Origin of the sequence: Streptomyces aurantiacus, from assembly GCF_001418335.1 — a bacterium.
GTDB lineage: Bacteria > Actinomycetota > Actinomycetes > Streptomycetales > Streptomycetaceae > Streptomyces > Streptomyces aurantiacus.
On sequence record NZ_LIPP01000368.1, the window covers coordinates 1 to 15,617 of the forward strand.

General features: G+C 69.3%; 15 protein-coding genes and 1 pseudogene. All 16 read right to left on the bottom strand.

Annotated elements, in window-relative coordinates; genetic code table 11:
- Positions 1 to 1,358, bottom strand: a 1,358-nt coding sequence (locus AOK01_RS35390) for a cytochrome P450 (protein WP_055518960.1), incomplete at its 3' end; no start/stop codon positions are given.
- Positions 1,359 to 1,548: 190 nt separating this feature from the next.
- The gene (locus AOK01_RS35395) at positions 1,549 to 2,163 is read right to left on the bottom strand and encodes a GTP-binding protein (protein WP_055518962.1); all 615 of its coding nucleotides are present in this window, start codon (positions 2,161 to 2,163) and stop codon (positions 1,549 to 1,551) included.
- Positions 2,144 to 2,572 carry a DUF742 domain-containing protein gene (locus tag AOK01_RS35400; RefSeq protein ID WP_055518963.1) on the bottom strand — a complete coding sequence of 143 codons (429 nt, stop codon included), beginning with the start codon at positions 2,570 to 2,572 and terminating at the stop codon, positions 2,144 to 2,146. The genes AOK01_RS35395 and AOK01_RS35400 overlap by 20 nt, the downstream gene beginning before the upstream one ends.
- Entirely contained in the window at positions 2,569 to 2,976 is a 408-nt protein-coding gene (locus AOK01_RS35405) for a roadblock/LC7 domain-containing protein (RefSeq protein WP_055518965.1), read from the bottom strand. The genes AOK01_RS35400 and AOK01_RS35405 overlap by 4 nt, the downstream gene beginning before the upstream one ends.
- Complete coding sequence (locus AOK01_RS35410; RefSeq protein WP_055518967.1) at positions 2,973 to 4,583, bottom strand: ATP-binding protein; 1,611 nt, start codon at positions 4,581 to 4,583, stop codon at positions 2,973 to 2,975. The genes AOK01_RS35405 and AOK01_RS35410 overlap by 4 nt, the downstream gene beginning before the upstream one ends.
- Before the next feature lie 335 nt (positions 4,584 to 4,918).
- A complete protein-coding gene (locus AOK01_RS35415) occupies positions 4,919 to 7,777 on the bottom strand; it encodes a DEAD/DEAH box helicase (protein ID WP_055518968.1) in 2,859 nt (952 codons plus the stop codon).
- A 38-nt stretch (positions 7,778 to 7,815) separates the two neighbouring features.
- The gene (tatC, locus tag AOK01_RS35420; RefSeq protein WP_055518970.1) at positions 7,816 to 8,775 is read right to left on the bottom strand and encodes a twin-arginine translocase subunit TatC; all 960 of its coding nucleotides are present in this window, start codon (positions 8,773 to 8,775) and stop codon (positions 7,816 to 7,818) included.
- Between the two features lie 47 nt (positions 8,776 to 8,822).
- On the bottom strand, positions 8,823 to 9,107 hold the full coding sequence (gene tatA / locus AOK01_RS35425) for a Sec-independent protein translocase subunit TatA (protein ID WP_055518972.1): 285 nt from the start codon (positions 9,105 to 9,107) through the stop codon (positions 8,823 to 8,825).
- Between the two features lie 237 nt (positions 9,108 to 9,344).
- The gene (locus AOK01_RS35430) at positions 9,345 to 9,539 is read right to left on the bottom strand and encodes a hypothetical protein (RefSeq protein WP_055518974.1); all 195 of its coding nucleotides are present in this window, start codon (positions 9,537 to 9,539) and stop codon (positions 9,345 to 9,347) included.
- A 9-nt stretch (positions 9,540 to 9,548) separates the two neighbouring features.
- Positions 9,549 to 9,851: a hypothetical protein gene (locus AOK01_RS35435; protein WP_079104023.1), complete on the bottom strand. Its 303-nt coding sequence runs from the start codon at positions 9,849 to 9,851 to the stop codon at positions 9,549 to 9,551.
- Positions 9,848 to 10,981, bottom strand: coding sequence for a helix-turn-helix transcriptional regulator (locus AOK01_RS35440; RefSeq protein ID WP_055518979.1), 1,134 nt, complete (start codon positions 10,979 to 10,981; stop codon positions 9,848 to 9,850). Before AOK01_RS35440 ends, AOK01_RS35435 begins: the two co-directional genes overlap by 4 nt.
- 15 nt (positions 10,982 to 10,996) lie before the next feature.
- Complete coding sequence (locus AOK01_RS35445) at positions 10,997 to 11,950, bottom strand: helix-turn-helix transcriptional regulator (protein WP_055518981.1); 954 nt, start codon at positions 11,948 to 11,950, stop codon at positions 10,997 to 10,999.
- A gap of 239 nt (positions 11,951 to 12,189) precedes the next feature.
- A complete protein-coding gene (locus AOK01_RS35450; RefSeq protein WP_055518982.1) occupies positions 12,190 to 12,561 on the bottom strand; it encodes an FKBP-type peptidyl-prolyl cis-trans isomerase in 372 nt (123 codons plus the stop codon).
- 51 nt (positions 12,562 to 12,612) lie between these two features.
- Entirely contained in the window at positions 12,613 to 13,626 is a 1,014-nt protein-coding gene (locus AOK01_RS35455; protein ID WP_055518984.1) for an FKBP-type peptidyl-prolyl cis-trans isomerase, read from the bottom strand.
- Positions 13,627 to 13,867: 241 nt separating this feature from the next.
- Positions 13,868 to 15,229, bottom strand: a complete 1,362-nt coding sequence (pafA, locus tag AOK01_RS35460) for a Pup--protein ligase (protein ID WP_055518986.1) — start codon at positions 15,227 to 15,229, stop codon at positions 13,868 to 13,870.
- 9 nt (positions 15,230 to 15,238) lie between these two features.
- Positions 15,239 to 15,617 (bottom strand): annotated as a pseudogene (locus AOK01_RS45755) (MFS transporter); the annotation flags it as partial.

A 15,617-nucleotide genomic window follows, 5' to 3' on the forward strand; every position in this document is an offset into this window, starting at 1 on the left:
TCCGGGGAGGGGCCGGAGCCGTCCCAGTCCGGACGCGGGCGGGGCACCTCGCTGACGCCGGGCCGGTCCATGACGTCCTGCGGCGACACCGGCGCGAACACGACCGGCAGTTCCACCAGATGCCGTGAGGAGATCGACGCGGTCCACTTCAGGTCGTCCTCGGGCACGGCGAGCTGGACGTCGGGCAGCCGCTTGAGGAGCGCGTCGACACCGACGTCGGCGATGGCGCGGCCGATCTCCTGGCCGGGGCACTCGTGCGGGCCGCCGCCGAAGGCGAGGTGCGAGCGGTTGCCCTTCATGTTCGCCTTGAGGTCGGGGCGCACCTGCGGATCGACGTTGCCCGGCGCGATCCCGAGGAGCAGCCCGTCGCCCTTGCGGATGCGCTGACCGCCCAGCTCCGTGTCCTGCTTGGCGAAGTAGCCGAGGACGGAGCTGAACGGCGGCTCGTCCCACAGGGACTGCTCCACCGCCTGGGGCACCGTCATCTGGCCGCCGTTGAGCTGGGCGCGGAAGCCCGGGTCGGTGAAGACGACCCGCAGCACGTTGGCGAGGAGGTTCGCCGTGGCCTCGTACGCGGCGAGCAGGACGAGCCGCAGGTGCTGGCCCACCTCCTCGTCGGTGAGTCCGGCCGGGTGGTTGATGAGGTGGCTGGTGAAGTCCTCGGCGAGCGCGGCCCGGCGGCGGACGGTGAGCCGCATCAGCACGCTCATGACGTACTCGTTGCTGGCGATCGCGGTCTCGGTGCCCTTGAGCAGGTCACGGGCCGACTGCACCAGACGGTCGTCGTACTCCTCGGGCATGCCGAGGATTTCGCACAGCACGGCCATCGGCAGATGTTCCGCGAACTGGGAGACCAGGTCGGCGGTGCCCCGCAGGCTGAACTGGTTGACCAGTTCCTGGGTCCAGTGGCCGATGTGGCGGCGCAGGTCACGGGAGTTGATGGTCGACATGGCACCCATGACCGCGGCGCGCAGCCGCTGGTGCTCGTCGCCCTCGGCCATGGAGCAGATGGGCTGCCAGGCGATGTGCGGCATGAGCGGGTGGTCGGCGCCGGCCGTGCCGTCCAGGAGCGCGGTCCAGATGCGGCTGTCGCGGGTGTAGACGGAGGGGTTGCTGACCATGTGGAGGTTCTCGCCGTGCCCGAGCACCATCCAGAAGGGCACGTCGTTGTGGAGCAGCACCGGCGCGACGGCGCCGTGTTCGGCACGGAGCTTCTCGTACAGGGCCGCCAGATCCTGCGCCTCGGGTCCGTACAGACGGCGCAGTCCACCGGGACCCGTGCCGTGGGCGGGGCAGCTCGGCGGTGGCCCGGACGTGAGATCGTCCGTGCCGGTCAGAGAGTGGGGTTCAGGCGTCACGATGATCGCTTTCGGGCTGAGTTGATCCGGTGTATGGAAAGTCGGGCCGATATATCGAATGGCCAGGCAGTGCTTTGCGGGGCCGCGCCCCCGAAGGGGCGCGGGGAACTGCGCGCCCAGCCCCCACGAACCCGCAGGTCATCCCCGCGCCCCCAGCGGAGCGCGCACGCGGAGCGCGCACGCGGAGCGCTTACGTAGAGGCCATCGCGATCGAGTGAAGAAACCGCATCAGCGTCATCAGCACATCCCGGCTGGAGGCCCGCCGCCGCGCGTCGCACTTCACCATCGGGATCTCCTCGGACAGGTCGAGCGCCGCCCGCAGGTCGTCCATGGGGTAACGGGGCGCGTCCGGGAAGTCGTTGACGGCGACGACGAACGGCACGCCGCGTTCCTCCAGGCGTCCGATGACGTCGAAGCTGACCTCCAGGCGCCGGGTGTCGACCAGGACGACCGCGCCCAGGGCGCCCTCGAACAGGCCGTTCCACAGGAACCAGAAGCGCTCCTGGCCGGGGGTGCCGAACAGGTACAGCACCAGTTGCTCGGTGATGCTGATGCGGCCGAAGTCCATCGCGACGGTGGTGGCCGTCTTCGTCTCGGAGCCGTAGTTGTCGTCGACTCCGATGCCGGCCTGCGTCATGGTCTCTTCGGTGGTCAGCGGCCGGATCTCGCTGACGGAACCCACCATCGTCGTCTTGCCGACCCCGAAACCGCCCACGATCACGATCTTCACCGCGGCGGTCGCCGTGTGCGGGAGGTGGTCCTCCGCGCGCGGTCCCGGAATGGTGTCAGAGCTTTTGAAGTCCATGCATCACCGCTTCGAGGAGGGAACGGTCGGGCAGCTCCGAGCGGACGATCGGAACGCGCGCCTGTACCAGTTCAGCCGTCAGCAGCTCGGTCAGCAGTACGGTCACCACGCTGAACGGCAGATTGAGATAGGCCGAGACTTCGGCCACGGACATGGGGGCCTGGCAGAGCCGGAGCAGCGCCGACTGCTCCGGCTGGGCGGAGGGCGGGGCATCGGCGCACGCCACGATTAAGGTCACCAGGTCGAGTTCGGCACGGTCGGCGCCGTCGGCCTGGCCGGTGACGACGTACAGCCGTTCCAGGTCGCGGGTCCGGCCCTGGCCGCCCTCCCCCTCCGCCGCCGGCGGCGGCGCGGGTTTCTCCTGAGGCGGCGCTTTGGGGAAGCGCCGGCGTCGTTGGGGAGGACTCATACGACCTGCCCGTTCCGCCGGGGCGGACTCGTGAGGTGGGCGCCGATCCGGACGACGAGGTCACGCATACGGGCACTCATGAGTCCGGCGTCGACGTGGGCCTCCGCAAGGACCGCGAGATAGGCGTTGGGGCCCGCGGCCATCATGTAGAAGTAGCCGCCCTCCATCTCGATGATCACCATGCGCATCTTGCCGTCGGTCTCGGGGATCTCGGTGGCGACGGCCCCGGCGAGGCTCTGGAGTCCGGCGCAGGCGGCGGCGATGCGGTCGGCGGCGTCGGGGTCGCCGCCGTACCGGGCGATGCGCAGACCGTCGGCGGAGAGCACGACGACCTGCCGCGTCCCGTACACCCCGTCGGACAGTTCCTTGAGCATCCAGTCGAAGTTGGCGCGCTGCTGGATCACGTGAGGTCCCCCTCGTCGTCGGCCTCCGTGCGGGCCGGACTGTTCGTCGCGTCGGGCGTCTGCTGCTGGTCGTCGCCGCCCTTGAGGCCGGCCATGAACGCCTCGACCCACAGCCCGGGTTCCTTCTCTTCCTTCGGCTTCTTGGGCACCTGCGTGGACGACCGGGTCCAGTCGATGACGGGACGTCCCTCCTTGCGCGCGGCCTCGGCCTCCGCCGCGGCGGCCCGGGCTTCACGCACCCGCTGGCTGTAGGGGACGCTGACCCGGCTGCGGCGCTGCGGCAGGCCGTTGGCGGTCCACTCGGTGACCTCGGGGACGTCGTCGTCCTCCATGCCGTCCGGCACGCGGGGGCGGGGCCCCGTGGTGGGGCGGCGCTTCTTCTCCGCGCGCTTGGGGCCCTCGACCCCGCCGAAGTCGACCTTGGGCACGGCGGCGGCGCCGATGCCGTGGGCGAGACCGGTGGCGGGATCCTCGGTGAGCAGCCTGCGCGGTACGACGAGGACGGCGCGCACGCCGCCGTAGGCGGACTGCCGCAGGGAGACCTGCATGTCGTACGTGTCCATGAGGCGGCCCACGACGGCGAGGCCGAGCCGCGGGTCCTCACCGAGCTGGTTGAGGTCGGGTCCCTCGGCGGCCCGCGCGAGCATCGCCTCTGCCCGGAGGCGGGCCTCCTCGCTGAGGCTGACGCCGGCGTCCTCGATCTCGATGGCGACGCCGGTCTGCACCTCGACGGCGGTGACGTGGACCTTGGTGTGCGGCGGCGAGTAGCGCGTGGCGTTGTCGAGGAGTTCGGCGGCGGCGTGGATGACCGGCTCGACGTGGATGCCGCTGACGGCGACCTTGGCGATGGAGTGCAGCTCGATGCGCCGGTACTCCAGGATGCGCGACATGGCGCCGCGCAGCGCGCTGTACAGCGGGACCGGTACGGGCCACTGGCGGCCGGGGCGGCCGCCGCCGAGCACGGCGATGGAGTCGGCGAGGCGGCCGATCAGCGCGGTGCCGTGGTCGATGCGGAGCAGGTCGTCGAAGACCTCGGGGTTGCGTCCGTGGTCCTCCTCCATCTCGCGGAGTTCCGTGTTCTGCTGGTGGACGATCGCCTGGACGCGGCGGGCGATGTTGACGAACGAGCGCTGCGCGGCCTCGCGCTGCAGTTCCTCGTGGTCGATGATCCGCAGCACTTCGAGCAGGAGCGCCCGCTGGGAGCGGGGGATGTTGCGCTGGGCGGGGTCGTTGTCGACGAGCAGCCGGACCGCTTCCTTGGGCCCCCGGCCGCCGCGCATCCCCTTGACGAGGGTCGGCAGCAGATTCTCGCGGAGGTGGTCCATCTCGGCGTCGTGCAGGGAGACGCGCCGTTCCAGGACTTCCGTGCGGCGGGCGGCTTCGGCTCGCACCGCGCGGATGACACGGCCGCGGCGGACCGCTTCCGCCGCCGTCGCGATCACCAGCAGGGTGGCGACGGCACCGCACCAGCCGACGGCCGCCCGAGCCGGCTGCGACACGACGGCGACGGCGGCACCGGTCACCGCGGCCATCACTATGGCCGGCAACAACAACGCGCGCGCGTAGGGAACTTCACGGCCACCGGGAGGCAATTGAACACTCACCATGTATGCCCTCTGAGACAGGTCGACTGGAGGTCGGGGGGAGGTAACTGGATCTTCAGTACCATGGGGAACAAACGCACGAATACATATCAACTCGGTGCGCTGCGGGCGAGCTTAGTCCGACCGGATCATCGCTGTGTCATATTCGGCGAGCACCTGAAATCACTCCTGTGACAGGAGTAATCTCTGCCTCATTTGCACGCCCCGCATCCATTCGAACACCATGTGTGACGACGTACGGGCGTGCGAAAACCCCTCATCAGAAGGGGTGAGGCCGAGAGCGAATCCGCTCTCGGCCCGAAACCACTTGTGGCGGGCGCATCATCCGCCCGGGTGACTCACCCCACCGACGAGTAGGCCACCACTCCACGCAGCAGCTGATCGACAGCCTTGCGGGCGTTCTTCGCCACCGTCGAACTCGCGGCGGACGTCGGCGCCGCCGCCGAGATCTGCCCGAGCACGTCGATGACCTGCTTGCACCAGCGTACGAAGTCACCGGCGGGCATCTCCGCCTCGCGCAGCACCTCGTCGAGGCCCTTGCCCGACGCCCACTCGTGGGCCGCCCAGGCGAAGCCCAGGTCGGGCTCGCGCTGGCCCACGCCCTCGGTCTGGGTGATGCCGAAGTCCTCCTCCAGCGCGTCGAGCCGGCCCCAGATGCGGACCATCTCGCCCAGCGCGACCTTCGCCCTGCCGGACGGCAGCCTGGGCGCCATCGCGTCGTCGGCGGCCCTGGACTCGTACACCAACGCCGAGACGCACGCGGCCAGTTCGGCAGGGCCCAGGTCCTCCCACACTCCTTCGCGCAGGCATTCGCTGGAGAGCAGGTCCATCTCCCCGTACAACCGGGCGAGCCGCTTGCCGTGCTCGGTGACCTCGCTGCCGCGCAGGTAGTCCATCTCGGTCAGCAGCGCGACGATACGGTCGAAGGTGCGGGCGATGGTGTTCGTCCGGCCCTCGATGCGCTGCTCCAACTGCGCGGTGTCGCGCCGCAGCCGGTGGTAGCGCTCGGCCCAGCGGGCGTGGTCCTCGCGGTCGCTGCACCCGTGGCAGGGGTGGGCCCTGATGTCGGTGCGCAGGCGGGCGATCTCGCGGTCGTCGGCCGCCTCCGCCCGCCTCTTGCGGTGCCGGTCGGGCACGATGTGCCCGGCCTTGGTGCGCAGCGCGGACGCCAGGTCACGGCGCGACTGCGGCGAGCGCGCGTTGAACGACTTCGGGATGCGCATCCGCTCCAGGGCCTCGACGGGCACCGGGAAGTCCATCGACGCGAGCCGCTTGACCTGCCGCTCGGAGGTGAGGACGAGCGGCCGGGGCCCGTCGTGGTGCTCGAAGCCCCGATGGCCGTTGGACCGCCCCGCGGGCAGTCCCGGGTCGAGGACCAGCGCGAGCCCCGCGAACTTGCCGGTCGGCACGTGGATGATGTCGCCCGGCTTGAGCTTCTCCAGCGCGACGGCCGCCTCGGCCCGCCGCTGGGACGCGCCCTGCTTGGCCAGCTCGGTCTCGCGGTCCTTGAGCTCGCGACGCAGTCGCGCGTACTCGTCGAAGTCCCCCAGATGGCAGGTCATCGACTCCTTGTAGCCCGCGAGGCCCTCCTCGTTGCGCTGCACCTGGCGGGAGATCCCGACGACCGACTTGTCGGCCTGGAACTGCGCGAAGGACGTCTCCAGAAGCTCGCGCGAACGGTGCCGCCCGAACTGCTCGACGAGGTTCACCGCCATGTTGTACGACGGCTTGAAGCTGGAGCGCAGCGGATACGTGCGCGTGCCGGCGAGCCCCGCGAGGTGGTCGGGGTTCATACCGCGCTGCCACAGCACCACGGCGTGGCCCTCGACATCGATGCCACGACGGCCTGCCCGGCCCGTGAGCTGGGTGTACTCGCCGGGGGTGATGTCCGCGTGCTGCTCGCCGTTCCACTTGACGAGCTTTTCGAGGACCACCGAGCGGGCCGGCATGTTGATGCCGAGCGCAAGGGTCTCGGTGGCGAACACGGCCTTCACCAGGCCGCGTACGAACAGTTCCTCGACGACCTCCTTGAACGTCGGCAGCATGCCCGCGTGGTGGGCCGCGATGCCGCGCTCCAGGCCTTCCAGCCACTCGTAGTAGCCCAGGACGTGCAGGTCCTCGTCCGGGATGGACGCCGTGCGCTCCTCGACGAGGGCCCGGACCCTGTCCCGTGCCGCCTCGTCGTTCAGCCGCAGTCCCGCGTACATGCACTGCTGGACGGCGGCCTCGCAGGCGGCGCGGCTGAAGATGAACGTGATGGCCGGCAGCAGCCCCTCGGAGTCGAGCCGCTCGATGACCTCGGGCCGGCCCGGCGTCCACACCCGGGACCGCTGTCGCCGCTCGCGCTCCCGGTCGGCGTCGCGCATGGCGCGGCCCCGCTTGCGGTCCTGGTACGACGGACGGCTCGCCTCCATGCGCGCCAGGCGCGTGAGGTCGGGGTTGACGGCCTTCTTGGAGCCCTCGCCCTCCTCGAAGAGGTCGTACGTCCGGCGTCCGGCGAGCACGTGCTGGAACAGCGGTACGGGCCGGTGCTCGGAGACGATCACCGAGGTGTCGCCGCGCACGGTGTCGAGCCAGTCCCCGAACTCCTCCGCGTTCGACACGGTCGCCGACAGCGACACCAGCGTGACCGACTCGGGGAGGTGGATGATCACTTCCTCCCACACGGCGCCGCGGAAACGGTCGGAGAGGTAGTGCACCTCGTCCATCACGACGTACCCGAGACCGAGGAGGGTCCGCGAGCCCGCGTACAGCATGTTGCGCAGCACCTCGGTGGTCATCACGACCACCGGCGCTTCGCTGTTGACGCTGTTGTCGCCGGTGAGGAGGCCGACCTTGTCCGCGCCGTACCGACGGCACAGGTCCGCGTACTTCTGGTTCGACAGTGCCTTGATGGGGGTCGTGTAGAAGCACTTCTTGCCCTGCTGGAGGGCCAGGTGGACGGCGAACTCGCCGACGATCGTCTTGCCCGAACCGGTGGGCGCGGCCACCAGGACGCCCTTGCCCCCTTCAAGAGCTTCGCAGGCCTCGATCTGGAAGGGGTCGAGGCCGAAGTCGTACATCTCGCGGAAGCCGGCGAGCGCGGTGGCCTGCTCGACAGCGCGCTTCCGTGCTGCCGCGTACCGCTCGGCCGGTGAGAGGTCGTCTGTCATCGTGCTTTCGAGACTACCGGCCACCAGTGACAACAGGACGATCATTATCCGATCGGACCCCGGGGACAGGGCCGGCGGCGCCGTCAGGTCGCGTCGTCGTAGCCGTTGATCCGCTCCCGCTCGCCGTCCGCCTGCGCCGGCAGCACTCCCCGGTTCGCCGACACGGATTCGACCTCGCCGATGTCCTCGGGCGTGAGGTCCAGCTCGGAGGCCTCGTCGTCGTCCGGCCCCAGGGCGTCGCGACGGGCCCTGCGGCGGTCGTTCAGCAGCGAGAACGCGGTGGCGAGGAAGTACAGGATCCAGATCGGCCCGGCGAGCGCCAGCATCGTCAGCGGGTCCGTACTGGGCGTGGCGACCGCCGCGAACACCGTGATGCCCATGATCATGCCGCGCCACCAGCCGGCCATGCGCCTGCCGGTGATCACGCCGCTCATGTTGAGCATCACCAGGAGCAGCGGCAGCTCGAAGGAGAGACCGAAGACGATCACCATGCGGGTCACGAGGTCGAGCAGGTCGTCCAGTGGCAGCAGGTTGTCGACGCCGAACGGCGTGAACTCGATCAGGACCTTCGCGGTGGTGGGCAGCACCTTGTAGGCGAAGAAGGCGCCGCCGAGGAAGAGCGGGACGCCCGACGCGACGAACCCGTAGGCGTACTTCTTCTCGCTCTTGTGCAGACCGGGCGCGACGAACGCCCAGAGCTGGTAGAGCCAGATCGGCGAGGCCAGCACGACACCCGCCATGAGCGACACCTTCAGCGCCAGCGTGAAGGGGGTGAGCAGACCGTTGATGGTGATCTGCGCGCAGGTGGTGTCGTCGGACGACTGCGCCAGCTGTTCGAAACTCTTCCCGCAGCCGACGGAGTCGAGGATCGGCTCGGTGAAGAAGTTGATGATGTCGTTGTAGAAGAAGGCGGCGACGACCGTGACGAGGACGATGGCCAGCATCGCCTTCGCGAGCCGGTTGCGGAGCTCACGAAGGTGTTCCGCGAGGGGCATCCGCCCCTCCGGGTCCTTCTCTTCCTGCTTGCTGGCGGACTTGAGCAACCCACGTTCCCATCTCGTGCGGCGGACCGGCGGTCACCGGCCCTGCGTCAGCGCTTGGTCGTGTCCGTCGGCTCGGTGACCGGGCGGGAACTGGTCACGTCACCGGGCGCTGCCTGGATGGTGCGCTGGGGCTGCTGGTCGTCCTGCGGCGGCGCGGCCGGAGCGGCGCTGTCGTCCTTGCCCTCGGTCTTCATCGCCTTGGCCTCGCTCTTGAGGATGCGGGCGGACTTGCCCAGGGAGCGGGCCATGTCGGGAAGCTTCTTCGCGCCGAACAGCAGGATGATGACGACGAGGATGAGAATGATCTCGGGAGCGCCGAGCCTTCCGAACATAAGCTTTTACCTTCTCACCGAGGCGGCGTGGTTGGGTTGCTGCCCGACCGGTCGGACCTCTGCCCTAGGGTCGCGCTGGCAGCGATCGTAACGCTCAGGGGTGAACGCGGGGCAATCCCTGTGCGTACTCCCAGTTCGCGGTCCGCGCCTCGCTCTCCGGGCCGCGATCAGCAGCGTACCTGCCCACCCCACGAAGTTGACAGGTCAGAGTGACTCAAAGCGTACGGACAGTACGACTCAGAGGGCGTCCGCGGAGCGGGCCACGCCCACCGAGGCGTGCTCCAGGTCCTCGGCCGCACGGCTGATCCGGCGGGCGGAATCACCGACCTGCCTGCCCAGCCGCTCCGCCTCCAGGAAGACACGGACGGCGAGCACGCCGAGAACGGCGATTCCCAGGAAACCCACAGCGATCGCGAACATCGGCCAGAACATGGCTCGACCCTAAGCCCCCGGGCCCTTCGCGTGCAGACGCAGGGCCCGCACCCCGCCCCGGGTGAGGAGCTCGACGATGCGCTCACCGGCCGGCTTGCGCACCGCCGCACTGCACTGCGGGCAGGTGAAGGAGTAGAAAGTGGTCCGATGCGTGGCGCCGACGACCAGGCGCAGGGCGCTCGCGGAGAGTTCGAAGCCGACCCGGCACTCCGGGCACGCGGCCTTGAACACCACGGGGTCCACTCTCGTCATCCCGGAGAACGCGGACGCCACGGAGATCTCACTCGTACCAGACATCGCCGACCCGCTCAAAGCCCTTGCTCCTGCCTGCCGTACAGCCCGTCATGAACTCCGTGCGGCCCGTCGTCCGGGCGATGTGCTCCCCCGCCACCGGGTGAGGCATTCGGGGCGCCGTCACGAGGCGCACCGCTCAGACCCTGCGGCCGGCCCTCCCCGTCGTCGTACCCGCCTTGCGGTTCGTCGTAGGCCCTGAGCGCCTCGCGGGCGGCCTTGCGGGCGCTGTCGGCGACCTCCGGCGGCGAGACGATCCGGCCGTCGCGCCCGAGCCGCAGGGCGAGGCGGCGCAGCGACGCCGGTTCGGGCGTACGCAAGGTGATGCACAGCCCGCCGTCCGGCAGCTCCTCGGCACTGTCGTGGGGGTAGTACTCGGCGACCCAGCGTCCGCCGGGGCCGACCTCCACCACCACCTCGGGGTCCTCGGCGGCCGGCTGCACCAGCCCCTCCGAGAGGTCCCGCAGCTCGATCTCGGGCGGCGCGGACGGCTCGTCGAGGATCTTGATCTCGGCGACCCGGTCCAGGCGGAACGTACGCCGGGCCTCCGAGCGGCGGCACCACGCCTCCACATACGTGTGCCCGACGCTGACCAGGCGGATCGGGTCGATCTCACGCTCGGTGAGCTCGTCCCGCGAGGGCGAGTAGTAGCGGATCCACAGCCTGCGCCGCTCGGAGATCGCACGGTCGACGTCCGCGAAGACCCCGCCCTCCGCCTCGAAGGTGACCGAGAGGCGGGAGCTGGCGGCGGCGGCCTCGCCCGAGGCGTCCTCCACCTTCGCGGTGGCCCTCAGCAGTGCCTGCCGGTCGCCCTCACGCAGCCCCGGCAGCGTCGACACGGCCCGCGCGGCCACAAGGAGCGCGGTCGCCTCGTCGGCGGCGATCCGCAGCGGCTCCGCCACGTCGTCCGGGTTGTGCCACCAGATCCGGTCACCGTCGGTGTCGATGTCGAGCAGGTCGCCACCGCGGAAACTGGTCCCGCACAGCGGCAGGATGTCCAGGTCGGAGATCAGCTCGTCCTCGGTGATCCCGAAGGCCCGCGCCACGTCCTCGATCCGCGCACCGGGACGCTCACGCAGATACGTCACCAGGGAGAGCATCCGCCGGGTCTGGTCGATCGCGTTCGTGGGCCCGGCCGGTTTTCCTGCCACTTTCCTACGTCCCCCTCAGCCCTTGGCCACAGCGCGCAGCCGGTCCACGACGTCGGCCCGCAGCTCGGCGGGCTCCAGGACCACCACGTCGGGTCCGAACTCCACCAGCCAGGCGTCCAGACCGTGCCCGTACGGAATCTCCAACTCGTCCCACCCGTCGCCGAGTTCCCGCACCGACGCCGCCTTGGCGCGCAGCGGATAGCCCGAGCCCGTCCGCAGCCTGATCAGCGCGGAGCGGTCGGTGATGTCCCCCGCCCAGCCCGCGACGGTCTCCCGCACGGTCACGACGTCCGGCACGTCGGCCGTGTACTTGCCACTGCGCGCCCGGACCTTGCCGGTGATCCGGGACAGCCTGAACACGCGCTCGGCCCCCCGGTCACGGTCCCAGCCGGCCAGGTACCAGTGCCCGCGCCAGCACTCCAGCGCCCAGGGCTCGACATGACGGGGCCCGGGGCGGGCCGCGGTCGCCTTGCGGTAGTCGAAGGTGACGGGACGCCGGTCGCGGCAGGCGAGCATCAGCGGCTCGAAGGCGGCCTCGTGCACCGGAATGCGCGGCTCCAGGGCGCCATGGGGCTCGTACGGGTCGACGCCCTCGGGCAGACCCGCGGCACGCAGCTTCTGCAGGGCGCCGCTCGCCGCGCCCGCGAGCCGGGCCTGCTGCCAGACCTTGGCGGCCAGACCGAGCGCAGCGGCCTCCTCGGCGTCGAGCGTGATGGGCGGCAGCCGGTTGCTGTCGCGGCTGGCCAGATAGCCGACCTCACCGTCGAGGTTCTCCACCGTCGCGATGACCAGGCCGAGTTCGCGCAGATCGTCCTTGTCCCGCTCGAACATCCGGTTGAAGGAGTCGTCCGAGCCGGCTTCCAGATAGGCCTCGATGGACTCGCGGAGTTCACGCTTGCTGAGCGGTCGCCGCGTCCCGAGCAGACACAGCGCCAGGTTCATCAGCCGCTCTGCCTTGGCAATGGCCATCGACGCCCTTCCTATGGTGCTTCCGACCGATGACCGTACCGCTCCGCGGTGTCCTGACAAAAGCCGAGGGCCCATGCCCGGACAGGCATGGGCCCCAAGTGATCAGATCCGGCCGGACAACGATCACACGGCCTACGAAGACCGACACCTACCGGACCGCGAAGTCTCCGAGCCCGGTTCTCCGCGGCCGGTTCTTCGCGGCCGGTTCTTCGCGGCCGGTACTGCGACGACTCGAAAACTCAGACCGAGACCAGGTCGCAGACGAAGATCAGCGTCTCGCCGGGTCCGATGCGGGCACCGGCGCCGCGGTCCCCGTACGCCAGGTGCGACGGAATGACCAGCTGACGGCGGCCACCGACCTTCATGCCCTGCACACCCTGGTCCCAGCCCGCGATGACCTGGCCGACACCCAGCTTGAAGCTGAGCGGCGTACCGCGGTTCCAGGACGCGTCGAACTCCTCACCGGTGGAGAAGGCCACACCCACGTAGTGGACGGAGACGGTGTCGCCCGCCTTGGCCACCGGGCCGTCACCCTCCCAGATCTCCTGGATCTCCAGGTCCTTGGGGGACTCGCCGCCCGGGAAATCGATCTCGGGCTTCTCGATGCTCACGTCAATGCTCCTGCTCGTTCTCGGTGGGGCAACCCGGACAGTCTGTCACTCTCAGCTCGTGGCCAGGATGTCGACCACGAACACCAGGGTGGACTTCGCGGGCAGCTCCTCGCCCTTGGCCTCGTCGCCGTACGCCTGGGCGGCCGGAATCACCAGCAGGACCCGGTCCCCGACGTGCTTGCCGACGAGCCCCTTGTCCCAGCCCGGGATGACCTGGCCCTGGCCGATGACGGTGGAGAAGGGCTGGCCGCTCTTCCAGGAGGAGTCGAAGAGCGTGGCCTTCTTCTTGCCCTCGTTGATCTTCCAGGCGGCGCCGCTGTACTGCATGGTGACCGACTTGCCGCTCTTGACCTCAGCGCCCTTGCCCTGGATGAGGACCTGGTCGACGAGCTTGGCCGGCGGGTCGTTCTTCGGCACGGAGATCGTGGCGGGCGCCTCGTCGTCGGCCTTGATCTGCGGCAGGTCCGACGGGATCGCGGCCTGCTTGCCCTCGACCTTCTTCGGGACGACCTCGCCCACGTCGAGCGCGAAGACCAGCGTGTCCGTGCCCGAGACCCCGGCCTGCTGATTGCCCTGGCTGCCGAAGCCGGCGGCCGGCGGGGCGACCACCAGGACACGGCTGCCCTCCTTCTGCCCCACGAGCGCCTGGGCGAACGCCGGGATGACCGTCTCGGAACCGGCCGTGATCAACTGCGGGGCGCCACCCTCCTGGTAGGAGGAACCGAGGTCCTTGCCGCTCTTCCAGACCTTGCCGGTGAAGTTCATCGACACCAGGTCGTCCTTCTTCACCACCGCGCCGTCACCCTCGGAGACCGCATGCACGACGAACTTGCCGCTCGGGTCGCCCTTGGGCACCTCGATCGTCGCCTGCTTGCCGGCATCGCCCTTGACCTCGGGCATCGGCGACGCCGAGTCCACCGGCTTCGGCACCGCGGCGGACGACGCGGAGGACGACGCCGACGGGTCGGCCTTGTCCTTGTCGCCCTTGTCGTCGTCGCTCCCACAGGCGGACGCGGTCAGCGCCAGGGCGGGCACGATCAGGAGAGCAGCAAGTCGGCGTCGCACATCGATCCTCAGGTCGCTCGAATGGGGTCCAGCCACTCTAGGCCCTCACGCCACCGGGCCGGGGCAGGCGGAACCGGCCGTACCGGTCAAGGGCCGGAAAGAGGACCTGAAAAAGGACAGGAACGAAGACAGGAAGGAAGACAGGACAGAGGTCCTGCACACCCACGGTGTGCAGGACCTCTGTCGTACCTCTGTACCTCTGTTGTACGTCTGGCGTGGCCTCTGACGTGCGGACGACCGCCTACATCCCGGCGATCAGCTTCTCCACCCGGTCGTCCACGGAACGGAACGGGTCCTTGCACAACACGGTGCGCTGCGCCTGGTCATTGAGCTTCAGATGCACCCAGTCCACGGTGAAATCGCGGCGCTGTTCCTGCGCACGCCGGATGAAGTCACCACGCAACCGGGCCCGAGTCGTCTGCGGCGGCACGGACTTGCCTTCGAAGATCTTCAAGTCGTTGCAGATCCTGGCAGCTTGACCCCGCTTCTCCAGCAGGTAGTAGAGACCCCGACGACGATGGATGTCGTGGTAGGCGAGGTCTATCTGGGCGACGCGCGGATTCGACATCGTCATGTTGTGCTTGGCGCGGTACCGCTCGATGAGCTTGTACTTCATCACCCAGTCGATCTCGGTACCGATCCGGTCGAGGTCCTCGGACTCGATCGAATCCAGCGTGCGGCCCCACAGCTCCAGGACCTGGTCCACGACTCCGGTACGGATACCGCGGCGCTCCACGAAGTCCACGGCCTTCTCGTAGTACTCGCGCTGCACCTCCAGCGCCGAGGCCTCCCGGCCACTGGCCAGCCGCACCTTGCGGCGCCCCGTGATGTCGTGACTGACCTCGCGGATCGCCCGGATCGGGTTCTCCAGCGTCAGGTCACGCATCACCGTGCCCGCCTCGATCATGCGCAGCACCAGGTCGGTGGCGCCGACCTTGAGAAGCATGGTCGTCTCGGACATGTTCGAGTCGCCGACGATGACGTGCAGCCTGCGGTAGCGCTCGGCGTCCGCGTGCGGCTCGTCCCGGGTGTTGATGATCGGCCGCGAACGGGTCGTCGCCGAGGAGACACCCTCCCAGATGTGCTCCGCCCGCTGACTCACGCAGTACACCGCGCCTCGCGGGGTCTGTAGCACCTTGCCGGCACCACAGAGGAGCTGCCTCGTGACGAGGAACGGAATGAGAATGTCCGCGAGCCGGGAGAACTCCCCGTGCCGGGCCACCAGGTAGTTCTCGTGGCAGCCGTACGAGTTGCCCGCCGAGTCCGTGTTGTTCTTGAACAGGTAGACGTCGCCCGCGATTCCTTCCTCGTGCAGGCGTCGCTCCGCGTCTACCAGGAGTCCTTCCAGAATGCGTTCGCCGGCCTTGTCGTGGGTGACGAGCTCCGTCAGATTGTCACACTCGGGAGTGGCGTATTCCGGATGTGATCCCACGTCGAGATAGAGGCGGGCACCGTTTCGCAGAAAGACATTGCTACTGCGGCCCCATGACACGACACGGCGGAAGAGGTACCGCGCCACCTCGTCGGGAGACAATCGCCGCTGTCCCCTGAACGTACACGTGACGCCGTACTCGTTCTCCAGCCCGAAAATGCGGCGGTCCATGACTGAACATTACGCCTGATGGCCTGAGCTGAAACGGGGTTCGGCCGCTACGTTTCGATCATTTTCCGAACCACCCTCAACCACCGCACCCACACCCGTAGCTGCGAGGACCCCACCCGTGGCCAGCAGAACAAGCAACGCGACACCCCCCGCCACCCCCGGCACGGCGAAGCCCCACACCACCCCGCCCCACTCCACGACCGGCCCCGCGACACCCATCCCGACCGACGCCCCCACCGTGAACGTCGTCACAAGCCACGAGAACGCCTCCGTGACCGTCCCCCTCGGCGCCTGCCGGTCCACGATGATGAACGCACAGGCGAGACAAGGCGCCAGGAAGACACCCGCAAGCGACACCACCGCCGTCATCGCGACCGCACCCGGCACC

Excerpts from the sequence above, each read along its gene's own strand:
- AOK01_RS35395 (WP_055518962.1), bottom strand. The coding sequence starts at position 2,163 with ATGGACTTCAAAAGCTCTGACACCATTCCGGGACCGCGCGCGGAGGAC.
- AOK01_RS35400 (WP_055518963.1), bottom strand. The coding sequence starts at position 2,572 with ATGAGTCCTCCCCAACGACGCCGGCGCTTCCCCAAAGCGCCGCCTCAG.
- AOK01_RS35410 (WP_055518967.1), bottom strand. The coding sequence starts at position 4,583 with ATGGTGAGTGTTCAATTGCCTCCCGGTGGCCGTGAAGTTCCCTACGCG.
- AOK01_RS35415 (WP_055518968.1), bottom strand. The coding sequence starts at position 7,777 with ATGATCGTCCTGTTGTCACTGGTGGCCGGTAGTCTCGAAAGCACGATG.
- tatA (WP_055518972.1), bottom strand. The coding sequence starts at position 9,107 with ATGTTCGGAAGGCTCGGCGCTCCCGAGATCATTCTCATCCTCGTCGTC.
- AOK01_RS35430 (WP_055518974.1), bottom strand. The coding sequence starts at position 9,539 with ATGTTCTGGCCGATGTTCGCGATCGCTGTGGGTTTCCTGGGAATCGCC.
- AOK01_RS35445 (WP_055518981.1), bottom strand. The coding sequence starts at position 11,950 with ATGGCCATTGCCAAGGCAGAGCGGCTGATGAACCTGGCGCTGTGTCTG.
- pafA (WP_055518986.1), bottom strand. The coding sequence starts at position 15,229 with ATGGACCGCCGCATTTTCGGGCTGGAGAACGAGTACGGCGTCACGTGT.